Here is a 24,676-nt window from a genome sequence, read left to right as displayed (position 1 = left end):
ATAAGAACCAGATTTTTTGTAGTACGGTTTTACCGAGCTACAAAATGAGAACTAGATTTTTTGTGGCGGAGCTTCGCTGCACCACAAAAGAAATTCACTATATTGCATAATAACCTGCCAGATAGGGCAAAAGCTGATAGACTTACGAAGACTTTTTTGCTTGCTGAAATTGACTAGCAGATAGGGATATGGGCAAAATATTTATTTCCGCAGGTCACGGTGGTTTTGAGGGTTCATTTCGCGATCTCAGCGAAATTGTCAGTGGAGTCACTGACACCGCCGAGCTAGCAGCGACAAGAGACTTAGTAATTGCTGAACTCCGATCGCGTGGTTTGGCGATCGCGAGTTCTAGTGAGGACTTAAATTTAACTGAGGCGATCGCTTGGATTAACGAAAGAGCCACCAAAGAGGATGTGGCTTTATCATTGCATTTCGATATTGTGAATAGCACCGAAATGCGGGGAGCTACGACCTATTACATTACCAATAACGCCATTCGGAAGCGGCAAGCCGAAATTCTCACCAATGCCATCACGAAGCGCGTACCTGAAATCGCCAATCGTGGGGCAAAAGCAGATGCGATCGCGAGTATCGGCAGTTTAAGTTTTTGTCGTCAAATTTCTATTCCCTCGATGATGTTAGAACTAGCTTTTAGCAATAGCTCGCAGGATCGCTTGCTGATGCAAACTCGGCGGCGAGATTATGCCATTGGGATTGCTGACGGTTTACAGGCTTGGATTCAAGAAACCGCCACAACTATTCCCGTCTTCACTCCTTCCAACCGCCCCCAAAAGATTAAGCCCACAACTTATCCAGAGATTAATATCAATCTCAATGGACAAAGCTATGAAGAAAAGGGAATTTTAGTAGTTGGTAATGTATATGTGCCAGCGGATTTAGTCGATCGCCTTGGTTTCGATCTGAGTCAAATTCCGCTAAATTGCCGTATTCGCTATCAAAATATCGTTTATGTCCAAGCCATTTCCTTACGGGAGCTAAATACTTCTGTATTTTGGGATAGTGCCACCCGCACTCTCTATCTCAAAACTATTTTTAAAGTATTTACTGGTCAAATCGATCAAATTATGGGAGTGGGGAACACCTCCGAAGTGCAGTTGCTCATGTTCCTCAAAAATAATAATGAATCTGCGCTGACTAATTATGGCGATTTACCCCATCTGTATCGTGAAGAGGCGGCGATTGAAGGGGTGAACCATGACATAGCTTTTTGTCAAATGTGTGTAGAAACTAATTTTTTACGCTTTTCTCAAAGTGTGGAACCTGAGCAAAATAATTTTGCAAATCTAGGCTCAGGGATTTCTAGTGCTAAAAGCTTGTCTGGAGCTAGTTTTACCGATCAGCGAACTGGTGTAAGAGCGCATATTCAGCACCTCAAGGCTTATGCGAGTACGGCTCCTCTCTTTCAATCTGTCGTGTCGCCACGATTTCAGTTGGTGGCTAGGGGTGTGGCACCTGTGGCAAGTAAGCTGACGGGTCGCTGGTCAATCGATCCCCTGTACGATCGTAAAATTCTCGCGCTAATTCGCCGCCTCTACGAATCCGCAGGTATTTTTTAGATAAAAAGATTGCTTTGCAATCTTTTTATCTAAGTGACTTCCAAACGTTGCAAAATATTAAGTATGAAATCTGGTTACACCCTTCCTGTCTTTGCGATCGCTGCCGCCAAAGCCGCCATCCTTGCCTTAAGCAACCAAAATTCCAGTTTGGTAAAGATGGATTTATTAGAAGCAGGAATAGGGGAAATCGCGATCGCCCAAAGTGCAGTTATTGATCAAAATACAGCCTTAGCGATCGCCATTAGTGACCCCGGGGATAACCTTGATCTGACCGCAGGAACGCCTGTCTGGGCTTGGGTAAGTCTCGAAGAACGACCTAACGAAGATTCTTCGCAGTTAATTTTAGAGGCTGGGGAAGGTTTGGGGAGAACAGCTCAAGGGGAGCCAGCTATTTATCAATTAGCAAAAAATTTAGCGGAAGTTAATCTAATTCCTTTATTGTCGAGGAATATCTCGGCGAGAGTGCGCTTTATTTTGCCTGAAGGGAAAGCGATCGCCAAGCGAACTTCTAATGCCGCTTTTGGAATTTTTGAAGGTTTATCTTTACTGGGGACTTCGGCAATATCTAAGCCCCTATCCGTAGAGGAAAAACTGGATGAATTTCGCGAAGACTTGCAAAAGAAAGCGGCTATTTCCTCAGAATTAGCCTTTTATATTGGTGCGAATGGCTATCAAGTTGCTCAAAATCTGGAATTTGAAACTTCGCAATTAGTCCAAACCGCTAATTGGGTGGGAGCCATGTTAGTGGAAGCGGCTTTGTTGGGCGTTACTTCTATCACGTTGGTGGGCTATCATGGCAAATTGCTCAAGCTTGCGGGTGGAATTTTTAATACTTCCAGTCACTTAGCCGACGCAAGGATTGATATTCTTGTCCGTGCCGCAGTTCATGTGAATTTGTCCCTCGATATCATTCAGCGCATTGAAAAATTACCAACTGCTGAGGCCATACATCAATTATTAGTGGAGCAAGATTGCGATCGCCCAGTTTTTGAATATCTAACGCAACAGATTACACAACGGGCTGCGGCCTATATCCATAAATATACTGATCGCCAAGTAAAGGTGAGAACAATCCTATGCGATCGCTTAGGAAAATTAGTTCTTTCCTAATAAATAATTTGGGCGGGCTTTGCCACCCAAATTATTTATTACTCTACTCCAAAGATTAGTGGTGCGGCGCTTCGCGCCGCACCACTAATCTTTGAGTGGAAAGGGATTAGGAAAGAGTATCCTGCATATATTGAACAAAAAAATTTAATGCTAGAACCAGTTTATATAGTGGGTGCGGGGCCAGGTGACCCCGATCTAATTACCGTCAAAGGGAGAGAACTCCTCACCAAAGCTGATGTCATCATCTATGCCAATTCCCTCATCCCCGACTCAATGCTTAAGTTTTGTCGAAAAGATGCCGAAATTATTCCCACAGCAAGTAAATCCCTCGAAGAAATTATTGCCATTCTCCTCGACAGAGTGCGATCGCAAAAATTAGTAGTTCGTCTCCATGATGGCGACCCCAGCCTGTATGGAGCCATTCAAGAACAAATTATGGCTTTAACCGAAGCCGAAATTCCCTTTGAAATTATTCCGGGGGTAAGCGCTTTTCAACTAGCCGCCGCTCGACTTCAGGTCGAACTCACCGTTCCCGAACTAGTCCAAACAATTATCCTCACCCGCATTAGTGGACGCACCCAAGTTCCCGAAAAAGAAGAATTATCAAAACTCGCGGCTCATCAAGCTTCTCTCTGCCTCTATCTCAGCGCCCATCATGTGGAAAATGTGCAAGCCAAATTAGCGGAACATTATCCTTTAGATACGACCGTAGCCATTTGCTATCGATTGGGTTGGGATGATGAAAAAATCTTGACCGTACCTTTATCGGCAATGGCGGCAACCACTCGCCAAGAACAGCTCACCCGTACTACTCTGTTTGTGATTAGTCCGGCCCTTAATCATACAAAGACAAATTATATAAATTCTAATAGTGAGAAAAGCACCGAAAAGCGATCGCAACTATATAGTGCGAACTACAAACGTTTATTTCGACAGCCCTAAAATCAAAACTAAAAATGGCGCAGCCATTTTTAGTTTTGCCATAAGAAGAGAGAGGCAGCGCATAGCGCTGCCTCTCTCTTCTTAGAAAATCGGTTTAATTAGCTCTACCCCGTCGCGATTATCTCCAGCCGCATTCAAAAAGACCTTCACCTGCTCGTCCTTAGACGTTGGCAAAGTTCGCCCCACATAATCGGGATGAATTGGTAATTCACGATGACCGCGATCGATTAACACTAATAAACGCACCACCTTGGGGCGACCATAATCATGGATAGCACTTAAAGCTGCGCCAATCGTTCGACCGCTATAAATTACATCATCTACTAAAACTACAGTTTTGCCATTGAGGTCAAAGGGAATTTCAGTGTTACTTGGTGTTCGTAAGCCAATCCGATCTAAATCATCTCGATAAAAGGTAATATCAAGCGCTCCCGTAGGCACTGAGACTCCTTCCAGAATTTGGATCTGCTTAGCGATCGCCACACTAAGCGGTACTCCACGAGTATAAACACCTAGCAAAACAACATTCGCTAAATCATCACTAGCTTCCACCACCTGTGAAGCTAATCGATTTACGGTACGGCGTAACTCGTCAGCAGATAAAATTTCGACAATCTTAGATTGCGGCACTACCTAGCTCGTTAAATTGATAAGAGGGACTTATATTTCTCTAAATATACAGCGCTTTGCACTCAAACCCAAATCCAGAGATTTTTTGAAAGTGCTGCAAAGCAACACTTTCAAAAAATCTCTGGTGGCGCTTTGCGCCGCTATTCTATTCTTAGTTTTTACATCTGTTGCCATTCTTAAACCAGAAGGGAGTTGCGGCGCAAAGCGCCGCAACTCCCTTCTGGGGTTTTGAGTTGTCTTAATACAAGTGACCACAGCTATAAATGCCCAAACCTATAACAATACTTGTGGGCATTGCTCTAAAATGAAAAGTCCAAAAGCACAGTAGTACTTTTGGACTTTTAGAAATCAAACTCATATCAGGATAAGTAAGTACAGGCAATTAAATATAAAATCCAAAACCTTTGGCACAAGCTGCTCGTGGGTCACAGGTTTTGGTTTTTTAATTACGTTTAGCTACTTATGAGATTAACCAAGGAGGTTATTAATCTTCAGGTACATGTCTGTCGATAGTACTAACTAATGTTGTTTTGGGAACAGCACCGACAACTACATCAACACGCTGACCATCCTTAAATATCATCAGTGTAGGAATACTGCGAATGCCATACTGACCAGCTACAGCAGGATTTTCATCTGTATTCAGCTTAAAGACTTTAATTTTGCCCTCATATAGTGCGGCTACTTCTTCTACTACAGGAGCAACCATACGGCAAGGACCACACCAAGGGGCCCAAAAATCTACTAGAACAGGGATGTCACTTTTAAGTACGTCCTGCTCAAAGCTAGCATCTGTGACTGCGATCGCTGATGACATGCTTTGCTAACTCCCTAAATACTAAAAACTTATACTTTCAAAAATTATGTGTAGGTAGTATAACAGCTAGAATCACAAATTTAATAAAAAGCAAAATTGTGAAAACTATCCTTACCATAAGAAATTGAGCGTAATAAAAAAAACAAAGAGAAGTGGCGAACGTACAATGTGTGCCACTTCTCTTTGTATACCGCAATTAGCACTCAAAAGAACCACAAGAGATCCCCTAAAAGTGTTGCAAAGTAAAGCTTTTAGGGGATCTCTTGGTTTGGATGGGAGCGAATAGCGCTACATCTCCTAAAAAAGAGTGACGGCGTTTTGCGTCATCACTCTTTTTTGAATCTTGATTTAAAGCCTTGCTAAGTACCTAGGCTTAATAAAACCAAGAACCCAAATAAGCTGATTCGCCAGCTTCGCGGGCGAATCAGCTTATTTGGGTTTTATATCTAATTATGCCTACCTGCTTATATCTTTGGTGTTTGCCTCTTAAACCTCTACAGTAAGAGTGGTAAAACAAAACTTATCGCCCAAAAATAAGAAACCGCCTTTGCTGCTCATAAGCTCAGGCGGAATGTGGTGTGAGGAGTGAACGGAAACTTTCGTCTCCGCTTACATATATATTGTAGTCTAATCCGCAAATATGAACACGATCGCCCAATTTTTTCGGGTTTTTCAGAGCCGCAAGATGGCGGCACTTTTGTCACTTGGTTTTGCGTCAGGATTACCCTTTGCCCTAACCGATGATGCTTTTCGTGCATGGCTTACCAGTGCTAAGTTTGACCTCAGTACGATTGGGTGGCTCGGTTTAGTTTCTTTGCCCTATTCACTCAAATTTTTATGGTCACCGCTAATCGATCGCTTCGTGCCACCATTTTTAGGTAGGCGACGCGGCTGGATCGCCCTAACTCAAGGGGGGTTAGTACTGGCAATTTTAGCGATCGCTTTGCAAATGTTTACAGTTGACCAATTAGATGTGCCTAGTAGGAGCAGTGCTTTACCAGTTTTGGCATTCACAGCGTTAATTCTTGCCTTTCTTAGTGCTACTCAAGATATTGCGATCGATGCCTATCGCACCGATGTCTTAAAAGTTGAGGAAGTAGGAGCGGGAATCGGTATTTGGGTAATGGGCTATCGGATCGCTCTTCTATTTGCAGGATTTGTTGGTTTTAATTTAGCAATTCGATTTAGTTGGAAATCCTCATTTTCACAGTTTCTTTCTAATATTGGGTTTTCTAGCCTCAGTCTTAACCGATTTGGTTGGGCTTGGGTATATGTATTACTAGCAGTGGTAATGAGCTTTGGGTTAGTTGCTACGCTCTTAGCTCCTGAACCTCCCGAAGTTGAAGCCCGTCCCGCCACCCTTGATGAAGCTGTAGTCAAGCCATTTCAAGAATTTTTTCAACGTTTAGGACTAAGCAAAGTTTTACTAATTCTCGTATTTACGATCTTCTATCGCTTTAGTGATGCCATGGTTAGCAAAATGGCAGTTCCCTTTTTAAAAACGTTGTTTGATGACGGCACAATCGGCACGGTGCGGCAGGGCATTGGGGTAGTTGCCACCATCGTCGGAACCTTAGCGGGGGGAGCGATTCTCAGTAAAATTGGGGTAAACCGATCGCTATGGGTGTTTGGATTTTTACAAGCGATTAGCAATATTGGCTACTATGCGATCGCGGTAGTTGGTAAAAATGAACTGGTATTGCTAGCCGCGATTAATGTCGAAAATTTTTGCGGTGGCATGGGAACCGCAGGCTTTTTAGGATTTCTCATGGTGCTGTGTAATCCCAGTTTTTCGGCAACCCAGTTTGCCCTCCTCTCTAGTCTTTTTGCGGTCGGACGAGATCTCTTGGCTTCGCCTTTCTCTGGTGAGGCAGCGCAATTTATTCAGCGCAATATGCCCACATGGTCGAGCATTAACCAAATTCCTTTACTCGCTGGCAGTGATGGTAAAGGTTGGGCGCTATTTTTCTTGTTTACCCTAGTTCTCGCCATTCCGGGGATGATGTTTTTACCCTTATTTGCGCCTTGGAATGGCGAATTTAAGAAATTTGACTCCTTACCAATGGATTAATTTTCAAAAGTGTTGGCGCGAAGCGCCAACACTTTTAAGATTTCCGAAAAGAATTGAGTAGCTTCGCTACTCAATTCTGGAATTTTATTTTAATGTTCGCTAATATTTCACCCGATCGTGTGAGGTAAATGGGTAGCTAGTTCGACTAACCTACTAATCAATGAAGCCTTAAACTGACTGCACCCAGCGCCCCAACGCTGGGTTTTTATTTGCCTAAATTTGCCAGAATTTCCTAAACTTTCCCAAAAAACAGTTAAGTACCGCACTTTCGCAATATAAAAAAAGAGTCGCTTAGCGACTCTTTTTTTATCCCAATATGGCAACACTGAAAAATAATAAATCCACAAAAATTGTGCCTAACACTGCACCAGCAAACGCCCAGTAACCAAGCTGAGGCGATCGCATGGCTCTATTGCCACTCATTAAGAGCAATGCAGCTAAGACACAAGCCCATGTCATGCCCCATGGAGTTTCGACTAGAGCTAAAGCGTTTTTAAGGATCGGTTTAGCGAAGCTAATATCTGACTCCACTTGCATCAATGCTTGCCAATGGGGAAACAGGTGGGTGATGTAGAAATAAAAATCGGTAATCGTTGTTCCTAATAATGAGCCGATATAAAACCATCCGCCAACTCGGTGTGAATCTTGGCGAGTTGCCCAGATCGCCCAAGGTAAAGCCAGAGCTTCTACAGGCACATGATAGGCAGGTTCCCAGCGTAGCCATCCCCAATAGAGAGATCCACATAACCATGTCAGGCTAAAGCCCCAAATGAGACTTCCCCATGTTTTGGTTTTAGGTTCTGATTGGAGATGCTTGGCGATCGCTAGCCAACCGACGGTACAGATCAAGCTCAACCAAGGGGCATAACGCACTAGGGGAGCTTCAAAAAAGACGGGAACAGATACTAAAAAAAGTGATGCAAACCAAACTTGCCAATGCTGCACTAAGGAAGCGATAGCCAGTAAGTATTGCGATAAATATTGGGGAAACGCAGACGTAACATTTGCAGTTAGGGATATTGCCTGAACTGTTGATGTAGAACGTGCTAAGGTGCGCTCCTCTAGTTCAACCTTGTCAGGATTTAAAAACAAAGTATCTTAAAAAGTTATGTTAATTTTTATTACTTAATATATTAACAGGCTTTTTTAACCAATCTAGCGTAGCCTCTAGCTTTTTTTAAGATTGTCGCTTACCCATTGCCGAAATTCCTTGAGTGTTTGGCGATCGCCTATATCTTCCAGCAATCGCTCAAAGGTTTGCCAACTGATGTTTTCTAGCCAAATCCTTTGTTCGGCAACAGGTCGAGATTGATCAACCTGAGTTGTTGTAATTATTTCAAGAGGCTTAGGGATGGCAATCATGACGACTCACCTCGAAAATTCGATATTAAAAATCTAGGGTTCTAAATAAATCGCTGAGAGCAACCTTGAAATTAGGAATTACGTCTTCGCCATCTAAAATGTCATCACCACGCAGTAAGCGATCGGGTTGAGGACTATGGTAAACCAGCACAAATTTTTCATCGGGATGGATGATCCATAGCAATCTGGTTCCGCTTGCAAAATATTCTTCAACCTTGGTATGAATTTCTTCAAAGGTATTGCCGGGGGAAATAATTTCCACAACTAAATCTGGCGCACCGTCAAAAAATCCTTGGGGCAAACGTTTCAGACCCGTTAGACGTTCTTTGCTTACAAAGGAAATATCAGGCGATCGCTTGTTACCACCTTTCATTTTAAAAGCAGTACTTGAGTCGCAGGTAACACCAAGACGGTGTTGTCTGACAAAAATTTCGATTAAGCCGCCAAGGAATATGCCGATATTCCCATGCTCCATGCCAGAGTTACCCAAAGTTATCAACTCCCCATCAATAATTTCGTAGCGATCGCCATGATCAGGCAGAGCCATAAACTCTTCATCAGTCCAAATTTTAGCTTTAGCTTTTTCTGTGGCGATCATCATGACTTTATTTTCGGCTAATGCGTGAATTCACTAAGTATGTCATTAAAGAAAACCTGTAAATGGACAGATCCCCGACTTTTTCTACTCAAGCAAAGGTAATTTACAAATTCATAAAAAAAGTCGGGGATCTTACATCTATGCTTTCTAAGTTTTTTTATGCCTAGTTACTTAATTTAATTCTAGCGCAAGCTTAAAGATGCTCAGCCCAAAACCTCACAACTCAAAAAATTTTGACAACGCACTCAATTATTTTAAGTAAATAAAAACTAAATTTGATTCTTGTTCTTTGAGGTTAATTATTCTATCCGAATCTAAATATTCATCATTATCAATAAATTGTAGAATCATATAACTTGGTGTCACATTGTTTTCATTACACCAGTTGTCAAACCTATCTTTTTCTGAAGATATCAATCCACTACCATCTTCATTAATAATTATATAAGTAGAGGAACTTATGGGGCGCAAATAGTCACCATCTCGCATGAATACACGTGACTTGATTAAATTATTATAGACATCAGAAAAATCAACAGAATATTTTTCTGATAAATACTCATCTATTCCATCAGTAAGAGATAAATAGCCCCCATTCATTGCCATGTTATGAATAGCGATAATAGATGCGATAGAAAGTCCATAAGGTTTCCACCGAGTATAACTTTCTCTTTTTAACCGTTCCTCTTTAATTTCTATAATTCCATAAATCCATCCAGCAGCAGAGCCATTTACTTCATGCGCTTTAGCAATAATTAAAGGACTTAAAATCTCTAGATCTAAGTCGTTACCCCATGGCATTTTGATGTCAAAATAAATGGATATTTTTGTCCATATTAATTCTAGAATCATACGAGCTGGATTATATCTAGAGGAAGATATTACAGCCCATTCTTCTTCATTTAGTTTACTCAAAATTTGTGCAAAAGGAAATCCATTTCCTTTTACAAGACAAAACTCATTAGACGTAACCAACGAAGGAAAACTTACTACCCCAAATCCTGTTCTATTTTCTTTGGTTTTAATTGCATCCTCTAAAAAATCGATAAACACTTTACGTAAACCACTCTGAGTTTTGTATCCCCCATATCCATGAATAATACTAATAGGCGCTAATGAGTCTTGAAGGAGAGATTCAAATAACATCTGATCACAGCTTGAAAGACAATTAATATCACAGAATTCTTCTGGAGCAGACCTACCTGTAATTCGAGAGAAGCTTTTTCTTACTCTTAAGATGTGTAATTTAAAATTATCGATATCCTCTAATTTATAGTGTTGAGCATACTTTTTTCTAATATGACTCAAATGAAAATAAGCATCATAAAAGTCAGATTTTCTTAGAGTTTTTTTGACTTCAAATATACAAAGAACTTGTTCAATTGGATAAATATATTGTTCAGTTAAACCATACCTTTCCCCCTCTCCATTGACAAGCATACAATCGATCTGTTCAGGACAAAGTTCTTTGCCAATAATGATAAATCCTGATACAAGCTTAAGATTAAGCTCTTTAGGGATTATAAATTCTCTGTCAATTCCTTGTTTAGTAATTTCTTCATAAGCGGTTCCTAGTGTTGGCATATGAGACATATTAAACTCTTTTAGTTTTTTGGTCTCTTCTTGTATAAAGCTTTCCAGCAGTTCTGATGCCTTTTTAATCATTGTTTAGATTTTTTTAAAATGAACGACAGACACGGAAATTTGATAGTAATCACATGTTAATTAAGACTTACTCAAAATCAATAAACAATTTTACTTAATTTTATAAATATAGTAGGTAGAGTGCTGTTAGTCGAAATAACCCGCCAATGAACAATGCGTGAACATACGATAAACAAAGCTTGGATGCGTTACGCTAGCGCTAACACATCCTACGGATAAGATTACAAATCAAAAAGGAGGTCGTAGCATCAAGTACTACGACCTCCTTTTTAATAAACAGCCAGAAATATTACAAGGTCAAAGATTGAGGATTGGTTTCAATCAACTTGGCTAGATCCTGCAAGAACTGCGCCGCATGAGCACCATAGATCACACGGTGATCGGCAGTGAGGTTGACTTGCATTTGATTAGCAACCTTGATTGCGCCATCCTTAGTCGCCATGACTTGAGGACGAGAACCACCGATCGCTAAAATTGCACCAGTTCCGGGAGGCAAAATCGCATCAAAGCGATCCACGCCAAACATACCCAAGTTAGAAATAGTGAATGTGCCAGAGTTATATTCTTCGGGTTGCAATTGCTTCGCACGGGCGCGATCAACTAAACCTTTCCAATTGCGAGAGAGAGTATACAAATCTGTTTGATCGGCATTTTGCAACACAGGCGTAATCAAGCCGCCATCATCCATCGCCACAGCAACGGCAACATTAATATTGCTCTTGTACTCGATACCGCGATCGCTAAGGCTGGCATTTACTAAAGGATGCTTTTGCAGAGTTACGGCAACGGCTTTAGCCAAGAGAGCCGTCATAGTTACGCCCTTAGACTTGACTTGCTTGTAGAGAGCATCCAGAGCATCGGTGGTAATCGTGTAACCCACGCGGAATGTAGGCACTGAGAGGCTTTGATTCATGTTATTGATCACTGCCTTTTGCAAAGTCGTCAAGGACTGAGAAGTACCTAACGCAACAGGAGACGCAGCTTTAGCAGGAACAGGGGTAGCAGCAGCTTTTGGAGCAACAGCCACAGCAGCCCCAGGGGCAGGAGTAGATGCGGGGCTTAAAAATGCTTCGACATCGGCGGCGGTGATGCGTCCATTGGGACCAGTGCCTGCGATTTGGGTGAGGTCAACGCCATTATCTTTGGCGATACGCTTGGCTCTGGGGGATACGATCTGACGACCTGATGGAACAGTACTAGCTGCCTTTCGAGGCGAGGAGATCACGGTATCGGGAATGGATGCAGTCGAGGCGGCGGTAGGGGATGAAACTAGCTTGGAAGGTGGTTCTTCATTACCTTTTTGGGAGGAGGTTTCAGGGGTAGTTGTGCCTGTTTTCCCTGTAGCAGCCTTCTTTTTAGCTTCTTCGATTTCTTCTTTGGTTTCCGCAACATAGGCGATCGCCGAGCCAACGGGAGCAGATTCACCGGCGGGCGTGATAATTACACCGAGATAGCCTTCGTAAAAACTTTCGACATCCATATCTGCTTTGTCTGATTCTACGATCACGACTGTTTCGCCTTTCTCCACCTTATCCCCAGGTGATTTCACCCATGAGGTGATTTTGCCTTCAGTCATGGTGGAACTAAGCGCGGGCATGAAAATTTCGTAAATCATAGGAAATTTATAAATATCTAAATATCAATGCAGAACTGAAATGTGAAATCAACAAAATCAACGTCTGAAGTCGAAACGCTATCTCAAAACGCCATCATAAATCTTAACGTGTTTTTGCGATCGCTTACATCAATTAGTAATATCTCTGTCTGTACTAGCGTTTTCTAAAAAAGCTCCTACTCCCTTCCCACCGAAGAAATATGCATATAAAACCAAGAAAGAGCTATGCGCGGCATAGCTCTTTCTTGAGTGGGAAGGGGGTAGTTGACCTCTACAAACGCTGTATAGGCTGTTTTGTACGGTAAACCCTACAGAATTAGGTAGAGTCCCCCTGATGTGCTAATCGGGAAAAGTAGTTAATCTTGTATGAGTTCAAAGATTTACAAAACTTAGGAGTTGGAAGCCTTATGGCTAAAGTAGTTGGAATCGACTTAGGTACGACAAACTCAGTCGTCGCCGTCATGGAAGGGGGCAAGCCAACGGTGATTGCAAACGCCGAAGGCTTCCGTACAACACCATCGGTAGTTGCTTACGCCAAAAATGGCGATCGCTTAGTTGGACAAATTGCTAAGCGCCAAGCCGTGATGAACACCGATAACACTTTTTATTCAGTAAAGCGTTTTATCGGTCGCCGTTATGACGAAGTTAGTGGCGAATCGAAGCAAGTCGCTTACAAAGTCATGAAAGTTGGCGAAAACGTCAAAATTGACGCTCCCGCCGCAGGCAAACAATTTGCCCCTGAAGAAATTTCTTCGCAGGTTTTGCGTAAGTTAGTCGATGATGCCAGCAAGTATCTCGGCGAAACTGTAACCCAAGCAGTGATCACCGTTCCTGCATATTTCAATGACTCTCAACGTCAAGCAACTAAAGATGCTGGCAAGATTGCAGGTGTTGAAGTTCTCCGTATTATTAACGAGCCTACAGCCGCAGCTTTGGCTTACGGACTTGATAGCAAAACTAACGAAACCATTCTTGTATTTGACTTAGGCGGCGGTACTTTTGACGTATCGATCCTTGAAGTTGGCGACGGTGTATTTGAAGTAATGTCCACCAGTGGCGACACTCACCTCGGTGGTGATGACTTCGATAAGAAGATCGTTGATTTCTTAGCTGGTCAGTTCCAGTCGGCTGAAGGCATCGACCTTCGCAAGGACAAACAAGCATTGCAACGTTTGACTGAAGCTGCCGAAAAGGCAAAGATTGAGCTTTCGAGCGTCACTCAAACAGAAATCAACCTTCCATTCATCACCGCTACTCAAGATGGACCTAAGCACTTAGACACCACCTTGACCCGTGCCAAGTTTGAAGAGCTTTGCTCTGACCTGATCGATCGCTGCCGTATTCCTGTCGAGCAAGCAATCCGTGATGCCAAGATCGACAAGTCGAAGATCGATGAAGTAGTTCTGGTTGGTGGTTCTACCCGTATTCCTGCGGTGCAAGAAGTCGTTAAGAAGATTCTTGGCAAAGAGCCTAACCAAAGCGTTAACCCTGATGAAGTGGTGGCGATCGGTGCAGCCGTGCAAGCGGGTGTATTGGCTGGAGAAGTTAAGGACATTCTCTTGCTTGACGTTACTCCTCTCTCCCTCGGTGTCGAAACCTTGGGCGGCGTAATGACCAAGATTATTCCTAGAAACACCACTGTTCCTACCAAGAAGTCGGAAGTCTTCTCTACAGCCGTTGATGGACAGAGCAATGTGGAAATTCATGTTCTCCAAGGTGAGCGTGAAATGTCTAACGACAACAAGAGCTTAGGAACCTTCCGTCTCGACGGTATTCCTCCTGCTCCTCGTGGCGTACCTCAAATCGAAGTTATCTTCGACATCGACGCTAACGGTTTGCTATCCGTAACCGCTAAGGACAAGGGAACTGGTAAAGTCCAAACTATCTCGATCTCTGGTGCTTCCACCTTGCCTAAGGATGAAGTGGAGCGCATGGTTAATGAAGCAGAACGCAACTCTGCGACTGACAAAGAGAAGCGCGATCGCATTGAAGCGAAAAACCAAGCTGACTCTCTCGCTTATCAAGCTGAGAAGCAAATCAAGGATCTTGGTGACAAGGTTCCTGAAGCTGACAAGACCAAGATCGAAGGATTGGTCAAGACTCTTCGTGAATCAATTGCCAAGGATGATCACGAAGCAATCACCGCTCAAGCTGAAGAATTGAAGCAAGCGCTCTATGCTCTTAGCTCCTCTGTCTATCAACAAGGTGGTGCGGAAGCTCCAACTGGTGCGGCTCCTGAAGACGAAACCCGTGATGCAGCAAGTGGCGATGATGATGTCATTGACGCTGACTTCACTGAATCTAAGTAAGTAACATAAAAAAGCGGTGCAATGCACCGCTTTTTTATGTTTTTTCTAAATTCTAAAAATCAAAGTAGATGAAGGGTAGCTTCTTATCAGGGCTGAGAATACTGACTAAAAATAGACTGATAGGGACGAGAAATAACTTCACTTGCCAATGTAATTGCCACTTAGCGCGATCGCATTGATAGGCAACCAACGACATCATCACCACCCCACCCATTAACAGAGCAATTTGTCCAATTGTGATACCAAGGGACTCCACATAAATTTTTACGCCAAACTGAGGATCGCTTTGGTAGCCCCATAGTCTTTGTAAAAACATATTCGTATCAGCTAAGTTAGGCAAGCGGAAAGGAATCCAACCTATAAAGACCACTAACTGAGTCATGATTACTGCCACAAATTTCATGGGCAGAGGCTTCCAGATTTTATTTAGTCCTTCAAATACTGAGCAAATTTCCATCCAGAGTCGATGCCCCACAAGGGCAGCCCCATGCCAAACTCCCCAAATAATAAAGCCCCAGTTTGCGCCATGCCAGATCCCGACCACGAGCATAATGATCATCAAGTTAAGACAAGTTCGCCACAGTCCATCACGAGAACCGCCAAGGGGAATATAGAGATAATTCCGCATCCAAGCCCCGAGGGTCATGTGCCAGCGTCGCCAAAAATCTGAAATACTTGATGAAAAATAGGGGAAATCAAAGTTTTGGGGTAGTTTGAAGCCTAAAAGTAAGGCGCTACCTCGCGCCATATCAATGTAGCCACTAAAGTCGCAATAAATTTGAATCCCATAGGCAATTAAAGCTAGCCAAAGATCTATACTTCCTGCACGTTCGGTATTGCGAAAGCAGATATCGACCAAACGTGCCATATTATCGGCAATAATTCCTTTTTTGACAGCTCCACAGGTAAATAACCATACACCTTCTGCAATATCTGGTAAGACGGGACGCGATCGCGTTAGCATTTGGGGCAGAAATTCTTGATAGCGGGTAATTGGGCCAGAAAGAATCTTGGCAAAAAATAACTTATAAGCTGCAAAACTGAGAAAATCCCTCGCAGGACTATTGCCGCGATAGGTATCAACGAGATAGGCAATTAACTCAAAAACAAAAAAGCTTAAAGTAATGGGCGGAATAATATTAGTCTTTGCCCAAATTGCAAGTGAGCTACCCACGGGCAACCCCGTGATATTGCCGATTATGGTTGCGACAAAGGGAATATATTTAAACCCAAACAGTAGCAATACATTAAAAAATATCCCTACAAAAAGTAGCCACTGCTTTAAAAACTGATCTCCTTTACGGATTTCCCCCCCTAACCAAAAAGTAATCGCCAACATTACAATCAAGAGCCAAACATATTGCACTTGAATGAATGAGTAAAATATCAAGCTTGCCGTCAAAATCACTAGCAAGCGCATTTGCAGGTTTGGAACTAGCCAATAAATCAGCGTCGTCCCAATCAGAAATTGGACATAATCAAGGGACAAAAAATCCATTTTTATGCCAAGCAAGAAAACCTGAGCATAAAGTTGGGACAAAAAATCCATTTTTAGGAGACCACTTCAGGTTCAGGCAGATTGAGTAACTCCGTTGGGGTGTCTAGTGGGGCATCATCAATTGATCTGATGGGAACCCAACTTGGCAAAGCGCAACTGGCTTCTTCTACCTGTAATTGGACACAGGGAATTGTATCCGAAAGAATGGAACTTGCCATCATTCCTGTATGAATTTCTACATGAGCCGTGGCGATCGCCTCAAAAATTAGATTCTGCCCCGGAAATACCACCCTCTCAAAGTACCACTGTGGTACATCCGTAATTCTGGCAATTTGGATTTTGCTAGTAGCATTGACGTAGGAACAGACAATCTTTTTATCGTGCAAATTTACTGGTAATGGGTCAAGGATAGACATAGGTGCTTACGTTTTTATATAGTTTACTAATCAAAAAATAACATGACTTTTAGAGGTTTATTTGTCGCTATTTAATCATTAAAATTACTTTTTAATAATAAAGTTAAGTGAGTGGGGTCATTGTGTTTTAAGAGCATGGTAATTATAAGCTCGCCTATGATCTCGCAATTTAAGCTAGACATCAAGCTATCACTCAAGACTACCTAGCGATTGTAAACACTACTACCAACTCTTAAAACTGTTTAATTGTTATTTTGATTGCCAGCGCCATAATTATAAACATTGTGAAATTTTCACTATAGAGGGTGGTGATTTGGTAACGAGTATAAAAAATCACCAAAATTGCGAAATTACCCTGTAGAAAATTTCATTACTCTCTTCCCACCTAATAATTAGCTGTACGGCGCTTAGCGCCGTACAGCTAATTATTAGGTTTTCATGTCTATTTATTTAGACGGGGAAGTAAGTAAGTAGCTAGGCATAAATAAAAAACTAGAACCAAAACCTGTGGCGCACGCGCAGTGTGCGCCACAGGTTTTGGAGTTTTATATTTAATTACGCCTAGCTACTTAGGAATACAGCGCTTTGCGCTGACTTAAACCCCAGAAATATTTTTGAAAGCGGCGCGAAGCGCCGCTTTCAAAAATATTTCTGTACTACTCAAAGCCTCAATAGGCTGTATTTACAAAGATGATATGAGTTACCTTGCAACTCATATCATCTTTGTTTGGCGCTTTGTAGCAATGCTAGGTTGGACAGCTATATAATTAAGATATGTAAAGACCTATTGCTTAAACTGTATCTATTGATGCTCTAAGCGATCGCGGTGGAAGTCTTAAAAAATAATAAAAACATTCCAGATAATAAAAAATTAATAAAACTCAGAGATAAAGTCCTATGTCCGCTAATGATCTCCTAAAAAAACCCACCACCTCATCAGGTGAAATATCTGAAGCTAATTTGTCAGCTGATTTAACGGGGTGCGATCGCATTCTTTATATTCGCCTACCCTGTAATCCCATTTTTCCCATAGGCGTAGTTTACCTATCCGATCATATTCATAAGGTTGCGCCCCATGTGCAGCAAAATATTTTTGATTTGGGGACAGTCCCACCCCTAGATTTTTATGCGGCGCTAGATCGGGCGATCGATAAGTTTCAACCAAATTTATTAGTATTTTCATGGCGTGATATTCAGATCTATGCGCCAGTAGGCGGACGTGGTGGCAACCCTCTCCAAAATGCCTTTGAGTTTTACTATGCCAAAAATCCATTCAAAAAATTACGGGGTGCAGTAAATGGATTGCGCTTATTTACGTCTTACTACACTGAGCTATGGCGCAATTCACAATTAATTAGACGCGGCTTAAATCGGGCGCGACGCTATCATCCTGAAGCGAGAGCCGTAATTGGTGGCGGCGCAGTGAGTGTTTTTTATGAGCAACTCGGAAATATTTTGCCCAAGGGAACAATTATTTCCGTAGGTGAAGGGGAATCTTTACTGGAACGCCTCGTCCAAGGGCGAGAAATTGAAAGCGATCGCTGTTATGTAGTGGGTGAAACCAAGCCTCGAGCGAGATTAATTCACGAGCAACCCGCACCCATTGAAAAAAGTGCCTGTGATTACGAATATATCGAATCCATCTGGGAAGATTTTAATTACTATTTCCGCGATCGGGACTTTTATATTGGTGTGCAAACTAAACGTGGTTGCCCTCACAACTGTTGTTATTGCATCTACACCGTCATTGAAGGGAAGCAAGTTCGCATCAATCCTACCGATGAAGTAATTAAGGAAATGCGTCAACTCTACGATCGCGGAGTTCGCAATTTCTGGTTTACCGATGCTCAGTTTATTCCCGCCAAAAAATTCATTGATGATGCAGTGGAGTTATTAGAAAAGGTTAAAGCTTCAGGCATGACCGATATTCATTGGGCAGCCTATATTCGTGCTGACAATCTCACGCCTTACCTCTGTCAATTAATGGTAGATACGGGCATGAGCTATTTCGAGATTGGCATTACCAGTGGCTCACAGGAGCTAGTTCGGAAAATGCGAATGGGCTATAACCTCAAATCAGTTTTACAAAATTGTCGCGATCTAAGAGCCGCAGGATTTAATGAATTAGTTTCAGTTAACTATTCCTTTAATGTCATCGATGAAACTCTAGAAACGGTGCGGCAAACGATCGCCTATCATCGTGAACTGGAAGCGATCTTTGGTGCAGACAAAGTGGAACCTGCGATCTTCTTTATTGGTTTACAGCCTCATACCCATTTAGAGGAATATGCCTTAAAAAATAATATCCTCAAAGAAGGTTATAACCCCATGAGCATGATGCCTTGGACTGCGAAGAAACTGCTCTGGAATCCTGAACCTTTGGGTTCTTTTTTTGGAGAAGTCTGTATGGAAGCATGGCAACGCGATGATGATGATTTTGGTCGTACCGTGATGAATATTTTAGAAGAACGTCTCGGTCGCGCACCCTTGGAAGAAGCTCTTTCTTCACCTATGAAAGAATTAGTAAATGCATAAAAGAGAAAGTTCGCAACGCGAACTTTCTCTTTATCAAAAATAGTAATGGCGGCGCTTAGCGCCGCCATTACTATTTCATTGCTATATAATATTTAGTCAGCGAATGGAATAAGATGTATGGTTCAAGCCGCAAGTCCCCAAGTCAAGTATCTATCCTCCTAGCCTTTTCATGCAAGATTATCCTCTACAAGTACGCGATCGCCTAATTAATTATCGGCATCTATTTCAAAAAGAGTTAATAGATTCCGAACTATCTCAACTATCAACGCTGGCGGATAAATTAGAAAAGAATACGATCGCGATCGCAGTTTTTGGCATGGTATCACGGGGCAAATCTTCGCTAATTAATGCTTTGCTAGGACAGAAGATCAGCGAAACTGGCGCTATTCATGGCGTAACTAAGGATGTGGTGGTCTACGAATGGGAAGCTAAGGGCAAGCTTCAGATACGATTAATTGATACCCAAGGTATTGATGAAGTGGGTGGAGGCATGAGAGAAGAACTAGCGCTTAAAGCTGCCAAACAAGCCGATTTAATTTTATTTGTAATTGCTGGGGATATGACCCGCTTGGAACAGGAGGCGATCGCCCATTTACAAACATTTTACAAACCGATTTTGCTAGTTTTTAATAAAACCGACCTTTACACCACTTGCGATCGCGTAGCAATTCATGCAGCTTTGCAAAATCCTGAAATGCAGAAGTTAATTTCCCCGCAAGAGATTGTTTTAGTAGCTGCCGATCCCAAGCCCATCAAGGTTCGGCTTCAATATAGTGATGGGCGTAGTCAAGAAGTTTGGGAGAAGCCACAGCCAGAGACTCAAGAGTTAAAGGAACGAATTCTTGATTTACTAAATACTGAAGGCAAGGCTTTACTAGCTTTAAATGTGTCGCGATCGCTTTTGGAAATTCAAGAAGCAGTCACCCATAGACATTTGCAGAAATTGCAATCATCGACAGCGATCGCCACTTTTGTATTTATATCAGAGGCAATTGCGATTTTACTAGCTCCTGCTCTTTGGCTAGATGCTTTAGTGAGTGGTACTTTGAGCAGTCTATTAGCTATTTGGACAATCGGTAAATATCCAATTCAAAAACAATATGTTTGGTTAATTATGGTTATCGCGATCGCTACTTTGTCAGGGGTTTTAGGGCTTGATTACGAAGTTACTCGCTATGTGCAAATTCTCTGGACAGGATTAAGTTTAGTAGTACTTTTAAATGGAATTACTAAGGATATTGCGATCAGTCAGGGCTATGGAAAATTAGGAGCCAAAAGTCTCATAGAACAGATTATTCATTCGGTTCCTGATAGCTCTATATTGCAAAGATTTCGAGGTTAAGATAGATAGCACGAAGTGCTATTCCCATCCCACTCAAGAAATAGCCATGCGCGGCGAAGCCGCGCATGGCTATTTCTTGAGTGGGATGGCTAATTCTTCACTGGGAAGGGAGTATCGAGAAAATTGCATATCTTCCAATATCGAAAGATCTTGAACTTTGACCTTGCCTTGCATGGCGATCGCAATCGCCTCAATTACAATCTTGGCGTTATCTCCCACCATACTTGCGCCAAGGATCAAGCCTTGATGATTACAGATGATTTTACATAATCCTAGATTTGTCGATGCACTTTCTAGAATACAAATAGATTTGAGCTTTTGTTGCTGGGCGGCTAACTCGGTCATGCCGATTTGCGCTAAGGGGGGATTGGTTGGCACAAAAGTGATGGCAGGCTTAGAAATAGATTTTGATTTCCAGAAAGAATTTCTTTGAGAAACTTTTTGCAAAATCAAATCAATATCCGCTTGACTATGAACTTGATAAATCCCCCGATCGCGAGGAATTGCTAGATCAATTGGCTCAACGGGAATGAGCAGGCGATCGCATTCTAAGATTTGGTTATCTAGCCAAATTTTGGAGCGCCGATGCTTAGTATAACTAACCGCCGTAATTTGGGTATTAGTATAAATTTCCACCCCTTCGGCTTCGAGTTGGGCTTGCAAGGTACGGGCGATCGCCACGTCCACTTCGGGCAAAATATGCAAACTATTGGTAATTAAGGAAGTATGCACACCCAAAAAGTTAAGAGACTGGGCGATCGCGCAAGCATCGGCATCACCACCTAAAACTGCGATCGAATTGGGCAAATCCTGCAATTGCAAAAGCTGTGTTGCCGTTAGATAGTCATGCTCCATCAAACCAAAGATTTTCGGCAAAAATGTTGGTTGGTCATAGGCGATCGCATAGATATGTGCTGTTAATATCTGTCGTGATGGATTTTCTTCAGAGAGAGCCGCCTTAGGATCGTCTTTGTTAATCTCTAACACATGAAGATCTTGCAATTTTTCTCGAAATCTACATTTTCCCAAAATCACATCAACGCCTGATTTGGGAATATTCTCTAATATTTCATCAAGCCTATATTTGCTCAGGAAGGGAGCAATATTATTTGCGAATAAATGTTGTCTTTCTGGTCGCCCCTCTAAAGGTAATTGATTACTAAGACTAACTATTAACTGTTGGAAAACATGATGAGCTTCAGCTACATTTAGGTAATTATCGCTAACTTGTCGATCCCATATCCACGCAACTCTAGCGCTGCTTTTGATAGCCAGATTTACCAGCTTAAACGCATTGGCACTCATGCCAATTACCGCAAGGTCATAATCGACCATAAGTTTATTTAGTCTCTCGTTAAGTCAATTACTAAGTGGCTGTGGTCGTCACTTGTATTAGACCAAGAAGAGAGTTGCGGCGCTTCGCGCCGCAACTCTCTTCTTATTTTGGTGTCCTAACAAGAATGTCAACAGCTATATGTAATATATAGCAATCCTATTTTATTGGTGAGATTAAAGGATTTGAGAAAGAGCGTTCCGCGCCCTCTCTCAAATCCTTTAGGATGGCTATAGCATTTCTCAGTATAGTGAACTAAGGATTATTTCCTCTACCTTGGGGATGTCCGCCATCTCCAATTCTCCTAGGATAAAATCAATGCTAATACCAGAAAGCATTTATATAGATCTTGCCATCGATCGCCATCCCATTGTTCTTTCATGGGAGCAATCGGTGCAGGATGCCCTCAGATGCATGAATCAGGCTTTTAATTTAGATAAACTCGGTTTAGGAGATCGCGTATCGAGAGAAGCTAGGGCAGGATGTGTCTTTATCTGTGATAGAGATAAACTCGTAGGATTATTAACAAAATGGGATGTGCTGCATTTAGTTGAGCATCAAGTAGATTTACAAAATTTGAAACTTGCAGACGCGATCGCCCCTCTGGAGCAATTAGTAAAAAGATCCGAACTTCACGATCTAGATGCTTTAAGCGAACTATTAGCAAATTCCCGCAGTGGTTATCTACCCATAGTGGATGAAAGCAAGAAAATATTAGGCTTTGCCACACAAGAGCGTATTCTCGCGGCGAGAAACAAAAAAACCGAAGATAGCTTAAACCGAACTGAGTTACAAAAAAAAGCAATCTTAACCGCTATTCCAGAATTAATGTATCGAGTTAGCGCTGAGGGAATTTATTTAGAATGTTTTATGAGCAATTATGTAGAGGACTTGCTACCCAAGGGTTTCGATCCAATTGGAAAACATTTTTCAGAGGTTTTACCCGCTAATTTAGCGCAACGAAAACTAAAAGCTCTCCAAACAGTAATTGCGACTGGTCAAATAGAATCCTTTGAACAACAATGGAATATTAATGGAAAAGTCCAGTATGAGGAAATTCAGGTCGTCAAAATTAGTGAAAAAGAAGTTTTGACAATTATTCGGGATATTAGCGATCGCAAGCGATCGGAAGAAGCACTCCGTGAGTCAGAGATGCGCTTTAGAAATGTATTTGATAATGCTGCTGTAGGCATCTCTCTGGCTTATCCAAATGGCGAACATCTAGCTGTCAATCAAGATTTTTGTAACATGCTGGGATATTCTCAAGAAGATATCAAGTTACTCAATTTTCAAGATATAACCCATCCTGATGATTTAGAACTCGACTTATATCACCATCAAAAACTCCTAAAAAATGAAATCGATAGTTTTCATATTGAGAAACGCTTTCTTCATAAAAATGGGGATTTTATTTGGACATTAATGAGTGTTTCCTTAGTGAAAGATTCCCAAAACAATCCTTTGTATGATATTGCTTTAGTCCAAAATATCAACGAATTGAAGACAACTCAACAGGAATTACAAAGTCTCAATCGAGATCTAGAAATTAGAATTCAGCACCGCACAGCCGCCCTTGTAGAAAGTGAAACTCACAAACAACAAATCTTAAATGCTATTCCCGATCTATTACTAAGACTGAAACCTGATGGAACTTGCATCGATTGCATCTTACCTACTGTCCCCGATAAAGAACCATTCTTACCAGTTAAAAACCATATTTCCGAGGTCTTATCGCCTAAAACTCTAAAGGAGGTACTCAAAGTATTTAATCAGGCGATCGCCACGGGGGAAGTTCAATTTTATGAACATAAAATCCATAAATATGATGAATGGGTATATGAAGAAGTGCGCGTCAGTCCCTGCGGCGAAGATGAGGTACTTGTCTTGGTACGCAATATTAGCGCTCGCAAGCAAGCTGAAGAAGCCCTCACGCTTAGTAATGAAAAACTAAAAGCTACTAATAAAGAACTAGAGAGACTGACTCGCCTGAAAGATGAATTTCTGGCAACTATGAGTCACGAACTCCGCACGCCTCTCAATGCAATTTTGGGTATTTCGGAGGGGCTACAAGAACAAATTTTTGGAGAACTTAATCAACGTCAACAAAATTCTTTAGCAACAATTCAAAGCAGTGGAAAACATCTGCTAGAAATAATCAATGATATTTTAGACGTAGCTAAAATTGAGTCAGGTAGGTTTACCCTTAACTTAACAACAGTCCCATTGAAACAAGTTTGTGATAGCAGCTTGAGCTTCGTCAAACATCAAGCCATTCAAAAAAATATTCAATTAAATCTTCTAATCCAGCCCCAATCTCCCCACGAATTGGTCATTGATGAGCGTCGAATCAGACAGCTATTAATTAATCTATTAAATAACGCCATAAAATTCACTCCTAAAAATGGCACAGTCACGCTAGAAATACAGCTAATAGAATCTTCTAATCCATCTTTATCGGAGAATAACCAAGCTTCGACTACCCATGAAATATGCTTTAAAGTCTGTGATACAGGTATCGGGATTTCTAAAGAAGATATTGCTAAATTATTCCAACCCTTTGTACAAATTAATAGTAGTCTCAGTCGTCAATATGCAGGAACTGGGCTAGGTCTAAATTTGGTCAAAAAACTTGCGGAGCTACATGGAGGGCTAGTCAGGGTTGAGAGCGAAGTAGGAAAAGGTAGTTGTTTTACTGTCCTTTTGCCAGTAAATAGGTAGAGGTGGGCGGCTCCGCCGCCCACCTCTACCTATAGCAATGTAAGTTTTGCTTAGGACATAAAACCCAAAAAGCGAGTCGCGGCGCGACTCGCTTTTTGGGTTTTGGTTTGTACTAACTAACTTTTGCTTTGCTATATT

18 protein-coding genes are annotated in these 24,676 nt (G+C 41.8%); 8 read left to right on the top strand and 10 right to left on the bottom strand.

The genetic code is table 11. From position 1 onward, the window contains the following. Nucleotides 1-188: 188 nt before the first annotated feature. The 3 genes from H6F42_RS03200 (at nt 189) to cobM (ending at nt 3,629) form a co-directional block, all read left to right on the top strand. Nucleotides 189-1,577: an N-acetylmuramoyl-L-alanine amidase gene (locus H6F42_RS03200; protein WP_190397910.1), complete on the top strand. Its 1,389-nt coding sequence runs from the start codon at nt 189-191 to the stop codon at nt 1,575-1,577. 63 nt (nt 1,578-1,640) lie between these two features. Continuing rightward, nucleotides 1,641-2,687 carry a cobalt-precorrin-5B (C(1))-methyltransferase CbiD gene (gene cbiD, locus H6F42_RS03195; protein WP_190397909.1) on the top strand — a complete coding sequence of 349 codons (1,047 nt, stop codon included), beginning with the start codon at nt 1,641-1,643 and terminating at the stop codon, nt 2,685-2,687. A gap of 147 nt (nt 2,688-2,834) precedes the next feature. After that, nucleotides 2,835-3,629, top strand: coding sequence for a precorrin-4 C(11)-methyltransferase (gene cobM, locus H6F42_RS03190; protein ID WP_190397908.1), 795 nt, complete (start codon nt 2,835-2,837; stop codon nt 3,627-3,629). Nucleotides 3,630-3,710: 81 nt separating this feature from the next. Here the strand turns inward: cobM and pyrR are convergent, their stop codons facing one another. Next, nucleotides 3,711-4,259, bottom strand: coding sequence for a bifunctional pyr operon transcriptional regulator/uracil phosphoribosyltransferase PyrR (pyrR, locus tag H6F42_RS03185; protein ID WP_190397907.1), 549 nt, complete (start codon nt 4,257-4,259; stop codon nt 3,711-3,713). Between the two features lie 484 nt (nt 4,260-4,743). Further along, nucleotides 4,744-5,076, bottom strand: coding sequence for a thioredoxin (gene trxA / locus H6F42_RS03180; RefSeq protein ID WP_190397906.1), 333 nt, complete (start codon nt 5,074-5,076; stop codon nt 4,744-4,746). Between the two features lie 640 nt (nt 5,077-5,716). Between trxA and H6F42_RS03175 the strand changes: the two genes are divergently transcribed. After that, on the top strand, nt 5,717-7,147 hold the full coding sequence (locus H6F42_RS03175; protein ID WP_190397905.1) for an MFS transporter: 1,431 nt from the start codon (nt 5,717-5,719) through the stop codon (nt 7,145-7,147). A gap of 306 nt (nt 7,148-7,453) precedes the next feature. On the opposite strand, the gene H6F42_RS03170 is transcribed toward H6F42_RS03175, so the two are convergent. From H6F42_RS03170 to H6F42_RS03150, 5 genes are all read right to left on the bottom strand, one after another. Further along, the gene (locus H6F42_RS03170; RefSeq protein ID WP_190397904.1) at nt 7,454-8,239 is read right to left on the bottom strand and encodes a DUF3120 domain-containing protein; all 786 of its coding nucleotides are present in this window, start codon (nt 8,237-8,239) and stop codon (nt 7,454-7,456) included. Between the two features lie 75 nt (nt 8,240-8,314). Then, nucleotides 8,315-8,509, bottom strand: a complete 195-nt coding sequence (locus H6F42_RS03165) for a hypothetical protein (RefSeq protein WP_190397903.1) — start codon at nt 8,507-8,509, stop codon at nt 8,315-8,317. Nucleotides 8,510-8,534: 25 nt separating this feature from the next. Next, on the bottom strand, nt 8,535-9,110 hold the full coding sequence (locus tag H6F42_RS03160; protein WP_190397902.1) for a Uma2 family endonuclease: 576 nt from the start codon (nt 9,108-9,110) through the stop codon (nt 8,535-8,537). Between the two features lie 246 nt (nt 9,111-9,356). Continuing rightward, nucleotides 9,357-10,772, bottom strand: a complete 1,416-nt coding sequence (locus H6F42_RS03155; RefSeq protein WP_190397901.1) for a DUF6602 domain-containing protein — start codon at nt 10,770-10,772, stop codon at nt 9,357-9,359. A 289-nt stretch (nt 10,773-11,061) separates the two neighbouring features. Beyond that, on the bottom strand, nt 11,062-12,387 hold the full coding sequence (locus H6F42_RS03150) for a dihydrolipoamide acetyltransferase family protein (RefSeq protein ID WP_190397900.1): 1,326 nt from the start codon (nt 12,385-12,387) through the stop codon (nt 11,062-11,064). A gap of 407 nt (nt 12,388-12,794) precedes the next feature. Between H6F42_RS03150 and dnaK the strand changes: the two genes are divergently transcribed. Beyond that, a complete protein-coding gene (dnaK, locus tag H6F42_RS03145) occupies nt 12,795-14,696 on the top strand; it encodes a molecular chaperone DnaK (RefSeq protein ID WP_190397899.1) in 1,902 nt (633 codons plus the stop codon). A gap of 52 nt (nt 14,697-14,748) precedes the next feature. Here dnaK and H6F42_RS03140 read toward each other — a convergent pair whose 3' ends face one another. Both H6F42_RS03140 and H6F42_RS03135 read right to left on the bottom strand, forming a co-directional pair. Beyond that, nucleotides 14,749-16,236, bottom strand: coding sequence for an MBOAT family O-acyltransferase (locus tag H6F42_RS03140; protein ID WP_347272281.1), 1,488 nt, complete (start codon nt 16,234-16,236; stop codon nt 14,749-14,751). An 11-nt stretch (nt 16,237-16,247) separates the two neighbouring features. After that, on the bottom strand, nt 16,248-16,610 hold the full coding sequence (locus H6F42_RS03135; RefSeq protein ID WP_190397898.1) for a DUF1830 domain-containing protein: 363 nt from the start codon (nt 16,608-16,610) through the stop codon (nt 16,248-16,250). A gap of 897 nt (nt 16,611-17,507) precedes the next feature. On the opposite strand from H6F42_RS03135, the gene H6F42_RS03130 reads away from it, so the two are divergent. Further along, entirely contained in the window at nt 17,508-19,145 is a 1,638-nt protein-coding gene (locus H6F42_RS03130) for a photosystem II high light acclimation radical SAM protein (RefSeq protein ID WP_242018307.1), read from the top strand. A 169-nt stretch (nt 19,146-19,314) separates the two neighbouring features. Continuing rightward, nucleotides 19,315-20,487 (top strand): Era-like GTP-binding protein, encoded by a 1,173-nt coding sequence (locus tag H6F42_RS03125; protein WP_190397897.1) that lies wholly within the window; start codon nt 19,315-19,317, stop codon nt 20,485-20,487. Between the two features lie 69 nt (nt 20,488-20,556). Here H6F42_RS03125 and H6F42_RS03120 read toward each other — a convergent pair whose 3' ends face one another. Beyond that, nucleotides 20,557-21,822 (bottom strand): FAD-dependent oxidoreductase, encoded by a 1,266-nt coding sequence (locus H6F42_RS03120; RefSeq protein ID WP_190397896.1) that lies wholly within the window; start codon nt 21,820-21,822, stop codon nt 20,557-20,559. 316 nt (nt 21,823-22,138) lie between these two features. Between H6F42_RS03120 and H6F42_RS03115 the strand changes: the two genes are divergently transcribed. Further along, nucleotides 22,139-24,538: a PAS domain S-box protein gene (locus H6F42_RS03115; protein ID WP_190397895.1), complete on the top strand. Its 2,400-nt coding sequence runs from the start codon at nt 22,139-22,141 to the stop codon at nt 24,536-24,538. Nucleotides 24,539-24,676 lie beyond the last annotated feature (138 nt).

The organism is Pseudanabaena sp. FACHB-1998, assembly GCF_014696355.1.
Classification (GTDB): Bacteria; Cyanobacteriota; Cyanobacteriia; order Pseudanabaenales; family Pseudanabaenaceae; genus Pseudanabaena.
Note: the sequence above shows the minus strand (reverse complement) of the source record. Positions and strands in the feature narration are given on the sequence as shown.